Raw genomic sequence first — 17,073 nt, forward strand, 5'->3', positions numbered from 1 at the left:
ACACAGTTTATGCTCTAGGCGTGAACAAAAGCCTCATTGAAGCCAGACGCGCTCGTGCCGGAGTTTTCGGATTTTTCATCCTCTGCGGTTTTGTGATGGGTCTCTGGGCGGCCGGGCTGCCGTCCCTGAACGACCGGCTCGACCTCGGTTTCGCCCGGCTGGGCGGCATCCTGCTGCTGATCTCCGGCGGCGCGCTGGTGTCGATGCTGGTGGCGGGATCCCTGGTGGACCGGTGGTCCAGCAGGCGGGTGTGCTGGTTCGCCGGGCCGTTCTCGGCGCTGGTCCTGCTCGGCCCGGCGCTGGCGCCCTCGTACGAGGCCCTCGTGGTGCTGGCGATCGTGTTCGGCATCGGGCTCGGGGTGACCGAGGTCTCCATGAACGCCCACTCCGTCGAAGTCGAACGCCGCTACGGCCGGCCGATCATCTCGGCCTTCCACGGCACGTGGAGCCTCGGCGGCGCCGCCGGGGGCGGGCTCACCGCGCTCGTCCTGCAGGCCGGGCTCGACGCCCAGTGGCTGCTGGTCGCGGCGGCCCTGGTCGTGCCGTTCCTGTACGTGCCCGCGGCCCGGTTGCTGCTGCCCGACCAGCCCGAGCACGCCTCGCCGGAGCCGGGGGCCCAGAAGGGCGCCGGGCTGAAGTGGGGACTCATCGCGCTGCTCGGGCTGGCGGCCTTCGCCGGGCACCTGAGCGAGGGCGCGGCCATCGACTGGGCCGCGCTGCACGCCCGTACGGTGCTGGAGACCGACCCCGCCATGGCGCCGCTGGCGTACACGGTCTTCTCCGTGGCCATGACGACCGTCCGGCTGCTGGGCGACCCGATCAGGGCCAGGCTCGGCTCCGTGCGCACCATCCAGTTCGCCGGGCTCTTCGCCACCATCGGCTACGTGCTGATCCTCCTCTCGCCCGCCGTCGGCGAGCCGCTCCAGGTGGTCTGCGCGTGGACCGGCTGGGCGCTGGCCGGGGTGGGGCTGGCCACGGTGGTGCCGGTGCTGTTCAGCGCGGTCGGAGCGGTCGGCGACCGGGTGGGGCGGGCGCTGGCCATGGTGACCGCGTTCGGCTACAGCGGACTGCTGCTGGGGCCCGCCGTGCTCGGCTACGTGGCGGAGGCGTCCTCGCTGCCGGTCGCGCTCGTCATCCCGACGGTCCTGGCCGCCGTGGTGGCGCTCACCGGCGCGCCCGCGATCCGTTCGCTGCTCAGGGTCTCCGGCGTGGAGTCCCGCGGGGAAGGGGTCGTCGCGCGCGGGCCCGAACCCGCACCCGCCCGGGACTGACCTCGCGCGGCGCCCCGTCCTCTCCGTCTCTGCCGGCCTCATCCGTCGCTCGTCCGTCGCTCGTCCGGCGTGCTGCCGGGGCGCGCCCGGGCTTGGCGCCCCGATGGTCGCGGATTTGCCAGGATGGCGGCTGACCTGGTGTTATGCGATCGTGACTTGACCTGCGGGTTGCGTGCCGGTTTCATGTGGCGCACGCGGTAAACGTTTACAGCAATCAGATCGTAAACGTTTACACCACCGGGAAGGACAACCGTGGCCGACGGACCCACGATCAACACGATCGCCGAGCGCGCCGGCGTCTCGATCGCCTCGGTCTCGCGGGTTCTCAACGGCCTGCCGACCAGGCAGGAGACCGTGCGCAAGGTGATGGCCGCCGCCGACGAGCTCGGCTACGTGCGCAACGCCGTGGCCAGATCGCTCAAGTCGCGCCGCACCCACCAGGTGGCCTTCGCCATGGCCGACGTGGGCAACCCCGCCTACCTGGCCATGCTCCGCGAGATCCAGCCGGTGCTGAAGGCGGCGGGCTACCGGCTCGTGCTGCACTCCACCGACGCCGTCGTGGCCGACGAGATCGACGTGCTGCACAGCCTCGGCGAACGTTACGTGGACGGCCTGATCATGAGCCCGCTGCGGGTCACCGAGCAGCACCTCGAGATGCTGGCCGCGGCCAGGGCACCCGTCGTGATCATCGGTTCGGTGCCCGAGGGCACGCGGGCCGACAACGTGCGCGCCGACTCCCGCACCGGCGTGCGGCTGGCGATCGACCACCTCTACGCGCTCGGCCGCCGCAGGATCGGCATGATCAACGGCCCGCTCGACACCGTGCCGGGCGCGGCCCGCGGCGCCGCGTACCGCGAGGCGCTCGCCGACCTCGGCCTGCCCTACGACGAGGACCTCGTGCGGATCGGCGACTTCTACCGCGCGGAAGGGGGCCGCGCGGTGGCGGAGCTGCTCGACAGGGTTCCCGACGTGGACGCGCTGATGTGCGCCAACGACCTGATCGCGCTCGGCGCGCTCGACGTGCTGCGCGCGGCGGGTAGGCGGGTGCCCGCCGACGTGGCGGTGGTCGGCATGGACGACACCGACCTGGCGGCGGCCTCGTGGCCGGCGCTGACCAGCGTCTCGCTCGGGTCGGCCGAGCGCGGCAAGGCCGCCGCCGAGCTGCTGCTCGACCGGCTGCAGGGCGGCGACCGCGAGCCGCGGGTGGTCACCGTGCCGCCCCGGCTCGTCATCCGCGCCAGCACGGCGGGCGCGGGCGCCGCGCACGACGACGCGGGACGTACCGAGAGGAAGGAGGGCGGCGCGTGACGGCGACCGTGACGAGACCGGCGCCGCCGCGGAGGCCGCGCGCCAAGCGCCGCCGCATGTCGCGCCAGACGCGCGAGATGTGGCTGCTGATGTTGCCCGCGCTGGTGCCGGTGCTGCTGTTCAGCGTCGGCCCGCTGCTGTACGGCATCGGCCTGGCCTTCACCGACGCCCGCAACACGCGGGTCCACGAGACGAGCTTCGTCGGCCTGGAGAACTTCACCGACCTGCTGGCCGACGGCGACTTCTGGGCGTCGTTCAGGATCGGCGCCGTCTGGGCGGTCTCCGTGACCGTGCTGCAGTTCCTGGCCGCGCTCGGCCTGGCCGTGCTGCTCAACCAGAACCTGCGTTTCCGGGGCGTGGCCCGCGTGCTCGCGGTGGTGCCGTGGGCGATGCCGCCCGTGGTCATCGGCCTGATGTGGAAGCTCGTCTACCACCCGGACGCGGGCATACTGAACGACCTGCTCGGCACGGACGTCAACTGGCTGGCCGACTTCTCGCTCGCGCTGCCCGCGATCATCGTGGTCGGCGTGTGGACCGGCATGCCGCAGACCACGGTCGTGCTCCTGGCGGGCCTGCAGAACGTGCCCAAGGAGCTCTACGAGGCCGGCGAGATGGACGGTGCGGGCCGCTGGCGGCGCTTCTGGAGCATCACGCTGCCGCAGCTGCGGCCCGTGATCGTGGCGATCACCTCGCTCGACTTCGTGTGGAACATCAACCAGTTCGGCCTGGTCTACGTGCTGACGCAGGGCGGGCCCGGCGGGCAGACGCGGCTGCCGATGTTGTTCGCCTACGAGGAGGCGTTCCGCTACCGGTTCGCGGGCTACGCCTCGATGCTCGGCCTCGCCATGGCGATCGTCGTGCTCGCGGTGCTCGGGTTGTACCTGTGGCGGCAGATGAGGGAGAACCGATGAGACGCCTACCGCAGTACGCCGCGCTGGTCGCGTACATCGTCTTCCTGGCCTTCCCGCTGCTCTGGCTGCTGTCGACGGCGCTGAAGACGCCGCAGGAGATGGCGCTGACCGAGCCGACGTGGCTCCCGCGCGAGCCGACGCTGGCCAACTTCACCGACGCGTTCGGCGAGCAGGACCTGGTGGGCGCGGCGGTGCGCAGCCTGATCGTGGCGCTGTTCAGCAGCGTGATCACGGTGCTGATCGCGCTGCCCGCCTCCTACGCCATGGCCCGCTACCGCAGCCTGCTCAACCGGGTCGCGCTCGGGTGGGTGCTGGTCAGCCAGGTGTTCCCGTTCATCCTGATCATCATCCCCCTCTTCGTGATCCTGCGCGAGATGGACCTGGTGAACACGCTGCCGGGGCTGGTGGCCGTGCACGTGACGTTCACGCTGCCGTTCGCGTTGTGGATGTTGCAGGGGTACGTGCGCGCGGTGCCGCCCGAACTGGAGGAGGCGGCGGCCGTGGACGGCGCCACCCGGCTGCGCTCGATCGCCACCGTCGTGGCGCCGCTGCTCGCGCCGGGCGTGGTGGCCACGCTGCTGTTCGCGTTCATCTCGTCGTGGAACGAGTTCATGTTCGCGCTCGTGATCCTGCAGAACCCCGATGTCATGACGCTCCCTCTGACGCTGGTGAGGTTCACCGGCCCCGAGGGGGTGGCCAGGCTCGGCCCGCTGGCCGCGGCGTCGCTCATGGCGACGATCCCGAGCCTGATCTTCTTCGCAATCATCCAGCGGCGCCTGAAGTCCGGCCTGATGGCCGGCGCCGTCAAGGGCTAGGAGGCTCATATGCGTATCAAGTCCGCTCTGGCGGTGGCGGCGATCGCCGCGCTGACCACGGCGTGCGGCGGGGGAGGAGGCGGCGAGTCCTCCTCCCCCAACGAGCCGGTGAAGATCAACTTCCTGAGCCTGGCGTGGCAGAAGGAGTCCGTGGCCGCCAACAAGCAGCTCGTGGAGGAGTGGAACAAGGCCAACCCGAACATCCAGGTCACCTACGTCCAGGGCAGCTGGGACAACGTCAACGACCAGCTCGTCACCCAGTTCGCCGGTGGCACGGCCCCCGACGTCATCCACAACGACTCGCCCGCGCTGTCCGGCTTCGCCACCGACGGCTACCTCCTCGACCTCAGCGACAAGCTGCCCGCCGAGCTCAAGAACGACATCCCCCAGGCCGCCTGGGACACCGTCACCTTCGACGGCGGCAAGGGCGAGCAGGGCGTCTACGGCGTGCCGTTCCTGCAGGAGTCGCAGGTCATCATCGCCAACAAGAAGCTGCTCGAGGCGGCCAAGGTGCGCATCCCGACGGCGGACGCCCCGTGGACGTGGGACGAGTTCTCCGCGGCCGCCAAGAAGATGACCAAGGGCGACACGTACGGCGTGGCCTGGCCGATGAAGTCGCCGGTCAACAAGACGCTCAACCTGGCGCTCAACTTCGGCGGCACGTTCTTCCAGACCGCCGGCGGCAAGACCACGGTCAAGGTCGGGCCCGAGGAGCGCGAGGTGCTGCAGCGCATCCACGACCAGCTCTACAAGGACAAGTCGGCCGATCCCGCCGCGCTCGGCCAGGGCACGGCCGACCCGCTGCCGGCCTTCTACAAGGGCAAGTTCGCGCTGCTGCCCGCCGGGGTCTACCTGCGCCAGCAGGTCGCCGAGCAGGCGCCGGACGGCTTCGAGTGGGTCACCCTGCCGGGCCCGAAGGGCACCACCACCCAGCAGGGCGCGGTCTCGCAGACGTTGTCGATCGCGCAGGAGAGCGAGCACCCCGACGAGGCCATGAAGTTCATCTCGTTCTTCCTGAACGGCCCCAACCAGGCCAAGCTCGCCAAGGGTGACTGGCTGCTGCCGACCTCCCAGAAGGCCGCCGCCGACCCGGCGATGACCAGCGAGGAGAACGGCTGGGACGTGGCCACCGCCTCCGCCAAGGACCTCGTCGTGGCGCCGTTCCTCAAGGTGAACGGGTTCGACGAGTGGAAGAGCAAGGTCGCCACGCCGGCCCTCCAGGAATACTTCGCCAACAAGATCACCATCGACGAGGTGTCCAAGAGGCTCGTCGAGGACGGCAACAAGGTGCTGGAGCGGTACCAGCGGTGACTCTTCGCGACAGGGCCCGGGGGTGCCTGCTCGGCCTGGCGGCCGGCGACGCCCTCGGCGCCCCCGCCGAGAACCTGACACCGTCGGAGATCCGGCGCCGGTGGGGACGGCTCACCGAGATCGAGGGCGGGGGCACCGACGACACCGAGTACGCGATCTTCGCCGCGTCGCTCCTCGTCCGCCACGGCCATGCGCTGACCAGCGAGGACGTCGCCGCCGCGTACAGGGAGCTGATCCTGCCCCGGATCGCCGGGCCGATGCGCGGGGCCGGGTTCTCCGAACTGGGCACCGTCGAAGCGCTGCGCCGCGGCCTGGAGCCGCCGCTGACCGGGCTCGTGCACGCGCACGGCTGGTCGGACGGGCTGGCCATGCGGGCCGCGCCGTACGGGATCTTCTGCCCGGGCGATCCGGCGGAGGCGGCCCGGCTGGTGGAGCAGGACGGGCTGGTCAGCGCGGCCGGCGAGGGCATCACGGGCGGCCGCGCGGTCGCCGGCGCGGTGGCCGCCGCGATGGGCGGCGCCGCCCCTGACGAGGTCGTGGCGGCGGCGCTGGCGGTCATCCCGCCCGACTCCTGGACCGCCAGGAACATCGTCCGGGTACGCGACGTGCTCGGCCGGACTTCGGCCGCGGTTGCGGACGCCCACGCCGACGGCCCTGCCGGCCCCGCTGCCGGCCCCGCTGCCGACTCCGCTGCCGGCCCGGGCCCCGCTGCCGCTGCCGACGCCGACTTTGATGCCGGCGCCGCGCGCAGCGCCGATGCCGGCGGGCAGGCCGTTGTCGAGGCGTTGCACGAGGCCGTGGTCGTGCGGCACTACCCCTGGACCGACGTGGCGCCGGAAGCCGTGGCGCTGGCGTTCGCGGCCTTCCTCGCGGGAGGCGGTGACGTGGAGGCGTCGGTGACGTTCGGGGTGAGCCTGGGCAGGGACGCCGACACGATCGGCGCCATCGCCGGGGCCGTGGCGGGAGCAGGTCGCGGAGAGAGCGGCGTGCCCCGGCGGTGGGCCGGAAGTATCGGGCCGGTGACGGGCAAGTGCCTGCCCGTCGTGGCAGGGAGACATGTGCTGGACGTCGCCGACGAACTGGCGGAGAGGCTGTAGATCACGATGTCGGGGGACAGGATCAGGGGCGCCTTCGCCGGGCTCGCCGTGGGCGACGCGGCCGGATGGCCCGCCGCCAGGCACCGGGCCGCGCTGCACGCGCCCTGGAGCCGGCGCCTGTACAGGGAGCTGGACGCGTTCGCGGAAGAACATCGCGTGACCACCCTGCCGGTGCCGTTCGCGCTGAACCAGCCGGTGGCGCCGCTGCGCGTCGGCCCGTCCGACGACGCCGAGTGGCTGGCGTGGACGGCGCTCACCATCGACCGGCCGCGGGCCGAGGCCTTCAGGGACCTCATCGACCCGGCCCCGGAAACGCCAGGGATACGCGCCGTCAGTGACGCGGTGTCCGGGGCGTCCGGGGGGCGCGGCGGCAGGGCGGTCAGGGCGCGGATCTCGGTGGCGAGCGCGCTCGACAACCTCGCCAAGGGGGTGGAGCCGCCCGCGTCCGGGCACGACAACCCGCACTTCTTCGACGACGCCGCCACGGTCAGGGCCGTCGCGTTCGGGGCCCTGGGGAGGGACCCCACGCGGGACGCCGAGGTGACGAACGCCGGCGACGGCGTCCTGGGCGCCAGAGCCATGGCCGCCGCCGTGGCCGAGGCCGTGGCGTCGGGCTCGGCGGTCAACGCCGTGGAGGCCGCGCTCGCCGTACTGCCCGACGGCACCGCCATCGGCCACAACGCCCGGCTCGCGGTCAGGGCCGCGCGGGCGGCGGGTGATGCGTTCGCCGCCGTCCCCGCGCTGGACGGGGCGCTGCTCGACCACGTCTACAGCTACGGTGTCGGCGCGGCGCAGACGGTGCCCGTCGCGCTGGCGCTGGCCGAGGTGTCGGGCGGGGACCTGGGCCGGGCCGTGCCCGCGGCGGCGTGCCTGGCCGCGCTCGCCGACTCGGCGCCCGCGCTGGCCGGTGCGCTCACGGGGGCCTGCGGCGGGCTCGGCGCGATCCCGGAGGGGTGGATCACGCCGGCTCGTACGCTGGCCGGTTGCTGCCTGCCTGACCTGGCGGGCCTGGATCTGATCGAACTAGCCAATGATGTCACGGAGGGAATCGCATGACGCCGCTTGAGGACAGGGCAACCGGCTGCGTGGCGGGGGCGGCGGTCGGTGACGCGCTGGGCGGCGCCACCGAGGGCTGGACCCCCGAACAGATCGTCGAGCGGTACGCGGGCCGCGTCGAGGGCATCGTGCCGCCGTTCAACGAGGACTGGCGCAACGCCCGGCCGATCGCGCCGTACCACAAGGGTGACGGCCACATCACCGACGACACGTTGATGACGCACGCCCTGATCCGGGTCTACGAGAAGGCCGGGGGGCACCTCGGGGCGTACGCGATGGCCGAGCACATGGTGCCGGAGCTGATGGGCGAGCGGCGGTGGATCCCCGAGCTGGAGGCCGAGGCGCTGCCGCTGCAGCGGATCTTCCTGGCCGAGAAGTGGATCGTGGCCAGGCTGCACTACGGGCACGTGGACCCGCGCGAGGCCGGTGTCGGAAATATCGTGAACTGCGGCGCCGCCATGTACGTCGCCCCCGTCGGCATCGTCAACGCCGCTGACCCCGACGGCGCCTACGCCGAGGCCATCGACCTGGCCGGAGCCCACCAGTCCAGTTATGGCCGCGAGGCCGCCGGGGTGATGGCCGCAGCCGTCGCCGAGGCCATGCGGCCGGGCGCCACGGCCGACTCCGTGGTCGCCACCTGCCTGCGCCTGGCCAAGGACGGCACCAGGGCCGCCATCGAGGCCGTGTGCGAGGCCGCCGCCGGGCTCGGGCACTGGGACGGGTCGTTCGAGGCGCTGCGCGCCGCCATGCGGCCGTACGACACCGTCGCCGACACCTACCGCGACCAAGGGCTGGGGGCACGGCGGCCGAGCCGGACGCACAGCATCGAGGAGCTGCCGCTCGCGCTCGGGTTCCTGGTGATCGCCAAGGGCGGCTACCGCGACACCGTGCTCGGCGGGGTCAACTACGGGCGCGACGCCGACTCGATCGCCTCCATGGGCGGGGCCATCGCGGGGGCGCTCGGAGGGTTGTCCTCCGTGCCGGCGGAGTGGGTGGAGCAGATCGGCTCCGCCAGCCGTACGGACCTGGTGGCTCCGGGGCTCGCCATCGCGGAAGTCGCCCGCCGGGTGCACGCCGCCGACCTCGCGCGGCGGCGCGACCACGAGGCCGCCTTCGCCGACCTGGACCGCCGGTGATCCGGCTCACCTGGGTCCAGCCGGAGGACCTGCTCGGCCACGAACTCCGCCAGGCAGCCGAGGACGGCCGCGCCGGCGACCGGGTCCGGGAGATCGCGGCCCGGTGGCACGCGGCCGGAGGGCACGACGCCCCGCCACGCGCGGGCGCCTCCGACCCCGGCGCCGCGCGGTTGCGAGGGCTGGCCGAGGAACTGCTGGACGAACTGGCGGCCATCCCGTCGCCGCTCGACGAGCCGTCCGACCTGGCCGCGATCATCGCCGCCTGCCCCGCCTGGCCCGCCCCCCGCGCCGGCGCGGCCGACCCCGCCCGGGTGCTGGGGGCCTGGCTCGGACGGGCGGCCGGGTGCGTCCTGGGCAAACCCGTCGAGAAGATCCCGCGCGAGGGCATCAGGCGGATCGCCGAAGCCACCGGCAACTGGCCCATCAAGGGCTGGTTCACCGCGAAAGGGCTGCCCGATGACGTCGCGCGCCGCTGGCCGTGGAACCGCCGCAGCGCCGTCAACTCCCTGGCCGAGAACATCGACGGCATCCCCGAGGACGACGACCTCAACTACCCGCTGCTGGCCCTGACCGTCCTGGAACGCCATGGCCGCGGCTTCACCACCGACGACGTGGCCAGGCTGTGGCTGGACGAGCTGCCCGCGGGCCGTACGTTCACCGCGGAGCGGGTCGCGTACCGCAACCTGCTGGACGGCGCCGAGCCGCCGCGCACGGCCACCCACCGCAACCCGTTCCGCGAGTGGATCGGAGCGCTGATCAGGGCGGACGTGTACGGCTGGGTCAACCCGGGCGATCCGGCCACGGCCGCCGAGTACGCCTGGCGCGACGCCCGGCTCACGCACACCGCGAACGGGATCTACGGGGCCATGTTCGTGGCCGCGATGTGCGCCGCCTCGCTGGTGGCCACGTCGGCGGAGGAGGTGGTGCGGGCGGGCCTGTCGGTGGTGCCCGAGGGGTCGCGGTTGCACGAGGCCGTCCGCCTGGCCGTCGCGGACGCCGCCCGCGAGGACGACTTCGAGCGGGTCGTCGACCGCCTCCACGAACGCCACGGCGCCCTGCACTGGGTGCACACGGTCAACAACGCCGCCCTCGTCGCCGCCACGCTGATCCATGGCCGGGGCGACTTCACCGCCACGATCGCGGGGGCGGTCGCCGGCGGCTGGGACACCGACTCGGCAGGGGCCACGGCCGGATCCCTCGCGGGAGCGCTGAACGGCGGCGTGCCCGGCCACTGGCGCATGCGCGACCGCCTGGCCAGCAGCCTCACCGGGTTCGACGGGGTGGGTCTGGAAGAGCTGGCCGCCCGTACCCAGGAGATGATGGCCCCATGATCTCGGTTTTCGGCAGCGCCAACATGGACCTCGTCGCGTACGTCTCAGAAGCCCCCAAACGCGGCGAGACGGTCACCGGGCACCGCTTCCGCACCATCCCCGGCGGCAAGGGCGCCAACCAGGCGATCGCCGCGGCCCGCGCGGGCGCGCAGGTGGCGTTCCTCGGGGCGGTCGGCGACGACGGTTTCGGCGCGGAGATGCGGGCCACGCTGGCGGAGGCCGGCGTCGACGTACGCGGCCTGCGCCAGGTGCCGGGGCCCAGCGGCATCGCGCACATCGTGGTCGACGACGACGGCGGCAACGCGATCGTCGTCGTGCCAGGGGCGAACGGCACGGTCACCGGACCGTCCCCCGGCGACCTGGCCGTGATCGCGGCCTCCCAGGCGCTGCTGCTCCAGCTGGAGCTGCCCATGGGCGCGGTCGTCAAGGCGGCCCAGGGGGCGAGGGCGGCGGGCGTGCCGGTGTTCCTCACGCCGGCGCCCGCGCAGCCCCTGCCAGGTGAGCTGCTCGACGCGGTCACGACGATCGTCCCGAACGAGCACGAGGCGGCTGCCATCACCGGCGTCTCCGGCGCGGACGCGGCCCTCGACGCGCTGCTCGAGCGGGTCGAGGAGGCCGTGATCACGCTGGGCTCGGAGGGCGCGATCTTCGGGTCGCGGTCGGGGGAGCGGCTGCGCGTGCCCGCGGTGCCGGTGAAGGCGGTGGACACGACGGCGGCCGGCGACACGTTCGTGGGCGCGCTGGCCGTGGCCCGCTCGGAGGGGCGCGCCATGGCCGGCGCCCTGCGATTCGCCTCGGCGGCGGCGGCGCTGTCGGTGCGGCGCGAGGGGGCCAGCACGTCGATGCCGGCCCGCCAGGAGATCGAACGCGAGGTCTCATGACGTGCCGCCTGGGCAGGTGGTGACCATGAGCGACAAATCTGAGGAAAAGCCTGACGCGGTCGGCGGGGTGGAGGGCGAGAGCGACGTCATCGCCGAACGGTCGGGTGCCGGCACCCCGAGGAGCCGCCGCCCCGTCTCCGCCGACCTCCCCGCCGAGGAGGACCAGCAGGAGGAGGACCTGCATGAGGAGGGCGCAGGAGAGGACGAGGAGAACGGGAACGACGTCGTCCGCCCGGACGCCGGCCCCACTGGCTGACCGTCACACGCGTCTCCCGTGCAGGTGGGAGAGGGCCGCCTGACGCCCCTCTCGCGACCGGTCCGGGCTGTGCGCCGGGCCGCTGTGGTTGCGACAAGTCGTCACCCGAACCAAGCCGTCCGGGACCGCACGCCGGTCAGCCGGTCAGGCGCGAAGCGGGGGGCTTTCGACTCAACTGCCGTATGACTACTATCAGGCACCGATCACCTACTTTGGCGATTTGCGTCATGAATCCACCGATCGGCCGGAGGAGAGTGTCCTGCACGTGTCCGGATGGGGCAGGGTCGGTCGTCGACGGACGGAGAACATGGAAGACCGGAGTGAGTCAGCGGGCTCGGCAGGCGCCGGTCCGCCGCGGCTGGCGGGTGTCCGCCGGCTGCCGTTGCGTACCGTGCTGCTCATTGTCGTGTTCGTGCCGAGCGTGACCTTCACTCCGCTGCTGGCCTCGGGCATGTACCAGCTGTTCAATCAGTGGCAGGCGGAGATGGTCCAGATGGATCTGGCCACCACTGTCGTCGGCAGGCCTGCGGCCGACCTGTTCTTCGGCCTCGACCAGGAGCGGCGCCTCACCGCGGAGATGCAGGCCGACCCCCGTAGGGCCTCCCGCGACAAGCTCGCCAAGCAGCGTGCCGCGACCGACCATGCCGTGCGCGCCTTCCGTCCCCTGGTGGCCCTGGACACCACCGGCGGACAGGAGGGGCTCACCGACGCCATCGCCCGGACCGAACGCGGCCTCGGCCTCCTCGACCAGCAGCGCCGGGCGGTGGACGCCGGCTGGTCCAGCGCGCGGAACGCGTTCGACTACTACAGCGGCGTCATCGAGTCGGACCTCAGCGTGTTGACCGCCCTCGGCAACACCGACGAGGGCCAGGTGAACACCCAGGCACAGACCCTGGTCGACCTTTTCTGGGTGGTCGACGCGATCGGCCGCGAAGACGCCGTTCTGGCTCGCGGCTGGAAGGCGGGACGCCTGACGAGGGACGAGTACGGCCTGGTCACCGACGCCATCGGCACCAGGAACCACCTCATGCGGTCACGAGTGGTCCCCGCTCTCACAGGCGGCGAGACCCCGTACGGAAAGCTGATGGCCGGCCAGGCATGGGGGACCATGACCGCCCTGGAAGGGCGGTTGATCGCCTCCGGGAGCAGCTCCGCGGACGACAGCGCGGAGTGGCGCTCCTCGGTGGACACGGTCACCACGCAACTGCTGCGACTCCTCAAGCTCCGGTTCGAGAACGTCGGGAAGATCGGCTACGACCACGCCGACATGATCTTCAAGGTCTTCGCCGGCATCTCCACCGTGGGCCTGCTCGCCCTGGGCCTGGTGATCTTCACCAGCTGGCGTCTCACCACCGTTCTTCGCCGGCGCATCCTTCACCTGCGCCAGGAGGCCCAGGACCTTCAGGAGAGGTTGCCCGACGTGGTCGCCAGGCTGGAGCGCGGCGAGGACGTCGAGGTCGACGCGGAAGTGCGCATGGTGAAGCCCACTCCCGACGAACTCGGCGAGCTCGGGCAGGCTCTCAACCTGGCCAGCCGCAGCGCCGTCCTCACCGCCGTGCGGCAGGCCGACCAGCACCGCGGTTTCCAGCGCATGCTCCAGCGCATCGCCCGCCGTACGCAGATCCTCATCGGCCTCCAGCTGAAGAAGCTGGACGAGCTGGAGCGCAAACACGAGGACCCGGAGGTGCTGGAGGGCCTGTTCGACCTGGACCATCTCACCGCACGGCTGCGCCGCTACGAGGAGAACCTGGTGATCCTCGGCGGCGGGCAGCCGCAGCGCCGCTGGCGCAAGCCGGTACAGCTGCTCGACGTACTGCGCGCCGCGCAGGGCGAGGTCCAGGATTACCGCCGGATCACGATCGACGTCGAGGGCGATCTCTGGATAGCCGAGCGCGCGGTGGGACCGCTGGTCCACGTCCTCGCGGAGCTCATGGAGAACGCCACCACCTTCTCGAAGCCGCTGACCCCGGTCGAGGTTCGGGCCGCACCCGTCAGCCGGGGCATCGCCGTGGAGATCGAAGACCGTGGCCTGGGCATGGAACCCGAGGAGTACGCCGCCGCCAACGCCCTGCTGCGGTCGCCGCCACAGCTCGACGTGATGACCCACGCCGACGATGTGCGTCTCGGCCTGTACGTGGTCGCCCGGCTCTCCGCGAGCCTCGGCCTCCAGGTGGAGCTGCGGTCGTCGGCCTTCGGCGGCACCCGTGTCATCGTGCTGCTCCCGGAGGCGCTGGCGGTGGAGCGCCCCCGCGCCGTGCCCGCGCCGGCCGCGCCCCCCGAGGAGGCCCCCCAGGGCGCCACCGAATCGCGGCCGCGCCCGCAGGAGGACACCGTCGGTCCTCACCCGCGTCACGACGACGGTCAGCTGCCGACTCGCTCCAGAGGACGCGCGATCGCGGCTGTGACAGCGCCCGCCGGATCGCCGCGTCGGGACGACGCACCGTCGTCGCCTGATCATCGGCCGCTGCCCCAGCGGGTGCGCCAGGCCAGCCTGGCCGCCGAGCTCAAAGTCCCGGCGAACACGGAAGAACGGCCCCACCAGGAGACCTGGGCGGTACGCGACCAGCCCAGCCGATCCAGTGCGACGATCGGTGCGTTCCAGAGACAGTCACGTAGGCGCCGGACCGGTGACGACGCCTCCCAGCCCCGGCCGAGCGGACCCCCCGAGTCCGGTTCCCCCACGACGGAAGATCGATGATGATGCAGCGAACCACCGCCACCAACGTAGACCTGGACTGGCTCCTGGACGGCCTGGTCGATCAGGTTGCAGGCACCCGGCACGCCATCGTGCTGTCCGACGACGGCCTGGTGATCAGCCGGTCCCGGACCATCGAGCGCTCCGATGCCGAACGCCTCGCCGCGATCGCCACCGGCCAGCAGAGCCTGGCCCGCGGTGTCGGGCAGCTCTTCCGCGGCGGGCCGGTCCATCAGGTCATCATCGAGATGGCCGACCTGTGGCTGTTCGTCACCGCGGCGGGCCGGCGCAGCCATCTGGCCGTGGTCGCGTCCCAGGAGGTCGACGCCGAACTGATGAGCGTCGCGATGCACACCCTGATCCAGCAGGTCGGCCAGAAGCTGGGAACCGATGCGCGCACCCCGCCGGCCGATGACGGCGGGAGACACAGGTGAAGCACTGGACGGAGGGCTTCGAGGACGACGACGCGGACGAATCCCTTGTCCGTCCCTATACGATCACCGGCGGACGCACCGCCCCTGAGCGGGACGACCTGACGCTGATCACTCTGGTGACGGCGATGCCGGAGGACTCACCGGGCACCGGATGGGGCCTGAGGAGAATGCAGCCGGAGCACCGCACCATCCTGAGTCTGTGCACGCGGCCCCTGGCGGTGGCCGAGGTCGCCTCGGCGCTGAACCTCTCGGTCTCGGTGACCAAGATCCTCATCGGCGATCTGATCGAGGCCGGTCGGATGCGGGCCCGGCCACCGCTGGCTTTCGCGCGAACAGGCGGCATTCCCGACATGGCAATCCTGGAGGCGGTGAGGGATGGGTTACGCGAACTCTGACCAGGGGGACCCTGCTCCCCAGGCTGTGAAGATCCTTATCGCCGGTGGGTTCGGCGTAGGGAAGACGACCCTGGTCGGCGCGGTGAGCGAAGTCGCCCCACTGCGTACGGAGGAGTATCTGACCCATGCGAGCGTCGGCGTCGACGATCTGGACGGGCTGGGCGGCAAGTCCACCACCACCGTCGCCCTGGACTTCGGGCGCATCACGATCAACCGTGAACTCGTGCTCTACCTGTTCGGCACCCCCGGGCAAGAACGCTTCTGGTTCATGTGGAACGACCTGGTCAACGGAGCGATGGGCGCGGTCGTCCTGGTAGACACCCGCCGGCTGGATGTGAGCTTCGCGTCCATCGACTTCTTCGAGAGCCGCAGCATCCCCTTCGTCGTCGCCGTCAACTGCTTCCACGGTGTCCGGGACCGGACCCAGGAGGAGATCCGCAGGGCGCTCGACCTCGATCCGCAGGTGCCGCTGGTGCTCTGCGACGCCCGCGACCGGAGAGCGGCGCGCGATGTGCTGCTGGCACTTGTCGACCATCTGATGGCGGGCAAGTCCCGCACCACACCGCACCCCGTGGCCTGAGCGTCAACGCTGAGCGGCGACCTTCGCCCCCAGGCGGGCGGCGCACTCGTCCCGGTAGTCGAGCGTGCGCGAGCGCAGCTGCTTGGGGTCGGCGAGCACGGCCCTGGAGACCGAGGGCACGACGGCATGGCGGACGGACGCGAACACCCTGGCGACGTGGGCGGGGGTGGCGCCCTGGACGCCCAGCCCGGGCGCGAGAACGGGGCCGTTGAGGTCGTCCAGCGCGTCGTCGAGTGCGGGCAGCGTGGCCCCCATGACCAGCCCCACCGGCCCGAACGGCGTGTGCCCCGCGTTCGCCGCCGCCGCGGCGGCGATCACCTGGCCGGCCACGTGCCGCTGCGACGCGGCGGCCTCGGGGTTGGAGGTGCGGGCCAGCACGAACACGCCCGCGTCGTTGACCATGGCCGACGTGATCGCGCCCTCGAGCGACCCGAACCCCAGGTAGGGGCTGAGCGTCACCGCGTCGGCGGCCAGTGGGCCGCCCCGGTCGAGGTACGCCTCCGCGTAGGCGGCCATCGTGCTGCCGATGTCGCCCCGCTTGACGTCGAGCAGCACCAGCGTGCCGGCCTCGCGCAGGTCGGCCATGGTGCGTTCGAGCACGGCGATGCCGCGGCTGCCCCAGCGCTCGAAGAAGGCCGACTGCGGCTTGACCACCGCGGCCACGTCGCCCACCTCGTCGACGACGGTACGGCTGAAACGCTCCAGACCGGCGGGGGAGTCGTCGAGCCCCCAGGCGTGCAGCAGCGCCGGGCTCGGGTCGAGGCCCACGCAGAGCGGTCCGCACGCGTCGAGCCTGGCTCGCAGGCGCGCACCGAACGTGTCATTCATCGGCTCCTCCTTCGCCGGAGACCCCGGGCTGCCCCCGACATGGTGCTCGCCCGGCCTCTCTCACGACCACCGCCACGACCCTCAGCGCCGGCCCCGGCGGAACGGTTCTCCGGCGACGATACGGGACAGGACTCCCGATGCTGAACAGGGTGTGCGATCCGAGTCTTCCTCGCTTGGCCTTGGGGTAGATCAGCAGACATGTACGAGATCGCCCATCGTGTGCTGGTGCTGCGTACCGATCCGCCCCGTGACGTCGTGGTCACGCTCGGCCTGCCGTACGAGGAGCCGGCGGGCGAGTGGTCGTGCCCGTACCGCATCGACGGGCTCGCCGGGTGGGAGCACGAGCGGAAGGTCACCGCGTTCGACTCGCTGGAGGCGATCGGGCTGGCGATGGTCACGGTGCGGGCGGCGCTCGCCGGGTCCCACGAGGCCAAGGGGGGCCTGCTGAGCTGGGACGACGCGCCGCCGGGCCGGCGGGCGCGGACGGTGTACGTGAGCGTGGACCAGGAACACGACATCGCCTACGTCTCCATGAAGCACGAAATGTCATCAGGTGAGGCGGTACGTCAGGTCGAGGCCGACGACGTCATCGTCGACTACGGCGAATCCGGGCAGATTCTCGGCCTGGAGATCATGAACGCGGCGGCGGCGCTCCCGCCCGAGCTGCGGCTCTGATCGGAGAGGCGCCCTCCACGAGCGCTCGCCGGCGGTCGCAGGGGCGGGGAGGGAGCACACCCGCCCGCCCTGCGGGCGAGCACGGCCGGGGAT

Annotated in this window: 17 protein-coding genes; 16 read left to right on the forward strand and 1 reads right to left on the reverse strand. The window is 72.1% G+C overall.

The genetic code is table 11. The features are described 5' to 3' along the window. The first annotated feature begins 20 nt into the window (after positions 1–20). From ABGA98_RS26565 to ABGA98_RS26635, 15 genes are all read left to right on the forward strand, one after another. Positions 21–1,271 (forward strand): MFS transporter, encoded by a 1,251-nt coding sequence (locus ABGA98_RS26565; RefSeq protein ID WP_347621118.1) that lies wholly within the window; start codon positions 21–23, stop codon positions 1,269–1,271. A 252-nt stretch (positions 1,272–1,523) separates the two neighbouring features. Then, positions 1,524–2,579: a LacI family DNA-binding transcriptional regulator gene (locus tag ABGA98_RS26570; protein WP_347621119.1), complete on the forward strand. Its 1,056-nt coding sequence runs from the start codon at positions 1,524–1,526 to the stop codon at positions 2,577–2,579. Continuing rightward, positions 2,576–3,490: a sugar ABC transporter permease gene (locus tag ABGA98_RS26575; RefSeq protein ID WP_347621120.1), complete on the forward strand. Its 915-nt coding sequence runs from the start codon at positions 2,576–2,578 to the stop codon at positions 3,488–3,490. Before ABGA98_RS26570 ends, ABGA98_RS26575 begins: the two co-directional genes overlap by 4 nt. Next, complete coding sequence (locus tag ABGA98_RS26580) at positions 3,487–4,305, forward strand: carbohydrate ABC transporter permease (RefSeq protein ID WP_347621121.1); 819 nt, start codon at positions 3,487–3,489, stop codon at positions 4,303–4,305. Before ABGA98_RS26575 ends, ABGA98_RS26580 begins: the two co-directional genes overlap by 4 nt. A 9-nt stretch (positions 4,306–4,314) precedes the next feature. Further along, positions 4,315–5,616: a sugar ABC transporter substrate-binding protein gene (locus ABGA98_RS26585; RefSeq protein ID WP_347621122.1), complete on the forward strand. Its 1,302-nt coding sequence runs from the start codon at positions 4,315–4,317 to the stop codon at positions 5,614–5,616. Next, positions 5,613–6,713, forward strand: a complete 1,101-nt coding sequence (locus ABGA98_RS26590; RefSeq protein WP_347621123.1) for an ADP-ribosylglycohydrolase family protein — start codon at positions 5,613–5,615, stop codon at positions 6,711–6,713. The genes ABGA98_RS26585 and ABGA98_RS26590 overlap by 4 nt, the downstream gene beginning before the upstream one ends. Positions 6,714–6,719: 6 nt before the next feature. After that, positions 6,720–7,769 (forward strand): ADP-ribosylglycohydrolase family protein, encoded by a 1,050-nt coding sequence (locus ABGA98_RS26595; protein ID WP_347621124.1) that lies wholly within the window; start codon positions 6,720–6,722, stop codon positions 7,767–7,769. After that, a complete protein-coding gene (locus ABGA98_RS26600; RefSeq protein WP_347621125.1) occupies positions 7,766–8,905 on the forward strand; it encodes an ADP-ribosylglycohydrolase family protein in 1,140 nt (379 codons plus the stop codon). Before ABGA98_RS26595 ends, ABGA98_RS26600 begins: the two co-directional genes overlap by 4 nt. After that, the gene (locus ABGA98_RS26605) at positions 8,902–10,236 is read left to right on the forward strand and encodes an ADP-ribosylglycohydrolase family protein (RefSeq protein WP_347621126.1); all 1,335 of its coding nucleotides are present in this window, start codon (positions 8,902–8,904) and stop codon (positions 10,234–10,236) included. The genes ABGA98_RS26600 and ABGA98_RS26605 overlap by 4 nt, the downstream gene beginning before the upstream one ends. After that, positions 10,233–11,117, forward strand: a complete 885-nt coding sequence (gene rbsK / locus ABGA98_RS26610; protein ID WP_347621127.1) for a ribokinase — start codon at positions 10,233–10,235, stop codon at positions 11,115–11,117. Before ABGA98_RS26605 ends, rbsK begins: the two co-directional genes overlap by 4 nt. Positions 11,118–11,142: 25 nt before the next feature. Next, positions 11,143–11,373, forward strand: coding sequence for a hypothetical protein (locus ABGA98_RS26615; RefSeq protein ID WP_347621128.1), 231 nt, complete (start codon positions 11,143–11,145; stop codon positions 11,371–11,373). A 307-nt stretch (positions 11,374–11,680) separates the two neighbouring features. Beyond that, on the forward strand, positions 11,681–14,071 hold the full coding sequence (locus ABGA98_RS26620; protein WP_347621129.1) for a nitrate- and nitrite sensing domain-containing protein: 2,391 nt from the start codon (positions 11,681–11,683) through the stop codon (positions 14,069–14,071). Further along, on the forward strand, positions 14,071–14,502 hold the full coding sequence (locus ABGA98_RS26625) for a roadblock/LC7 domain-containing protein (RefSeq protein WP_347621301.1): 432 nt from the start codon (positions 14,071–14,073) through the stop codon (positions 14,500–14,502). Before ABGA98_RS26620 ends, ABGA98_RS26625 begins: the two co-directional genes overlap by 1 nt. Beyond that, positions 14,499–14,897, forward strand: a complete 399-nt coding sequence (locus ABGA98_RS26630; RefSeq protein WP_347621130.1) for a DUF742 domain-containing protein — start codon at positions 14,499–14,501, stop codon at positions 14,895–14,897. The genes ABGA98_RS26625 and ABGA98_RS26630 overlap by 4 nt, the downstream gene beginning before the upstream one ends. After that, entirely contained in the window at positions 14,878–15,477 is a 600-nt protein-coding gene (locus ABGA98_RS26635) for an ATP/GTP-binding protein (protein ID WP_347621131.1), read from the forward strand. Before ABGA98_RS26630 ends, ABGA98_RS26635 begins: the two co-directional genes overlap by 20 nt. Positions 15,478–15,480: 3 nt before the next feature. On the opposite strand, the gene pyrF is transcribed toward ABGA98_RS26635, so the two are convergent. Continuing rightward, positions 15,481–16,305 (reverse strand): orotidine-5'-phosphate decarboxylase, encoded by an 825-nt coding sequence (gene pyrF, locus ABGA98_RS26640; protein WP_347621132.1) that lies wholly within the window; start codon positions 16,303–16,305, stop codon positions 15,481–15,483. A gap of 198 nt (positions 16,306–16,503) precedes the next feature. On the opposite strand from pyrF, the gene ABGA98_RS26645 reads away from it, so the two are divergent. Continuing rightward, entirely contained in the window at positions 16,504–16,980 is a 477-nt protein-coding gene (locus ABGA98_RS26645; protein WP_347621133.1) for a DUF2283 domain-containing protein, read from the forward strand. Positions 16,981–17,073 lie beyond the last annotated feature (93 nt).

The sequence above is a fragment of the Nonomuraea sp. B1E8 genome (genome assembly GCF_039871515.1).
GTDB lineage: Bacteria > Actinomycetota > Actinomycetes > Streptosporangiales > Streptosporangiaceae > Nonomuraea.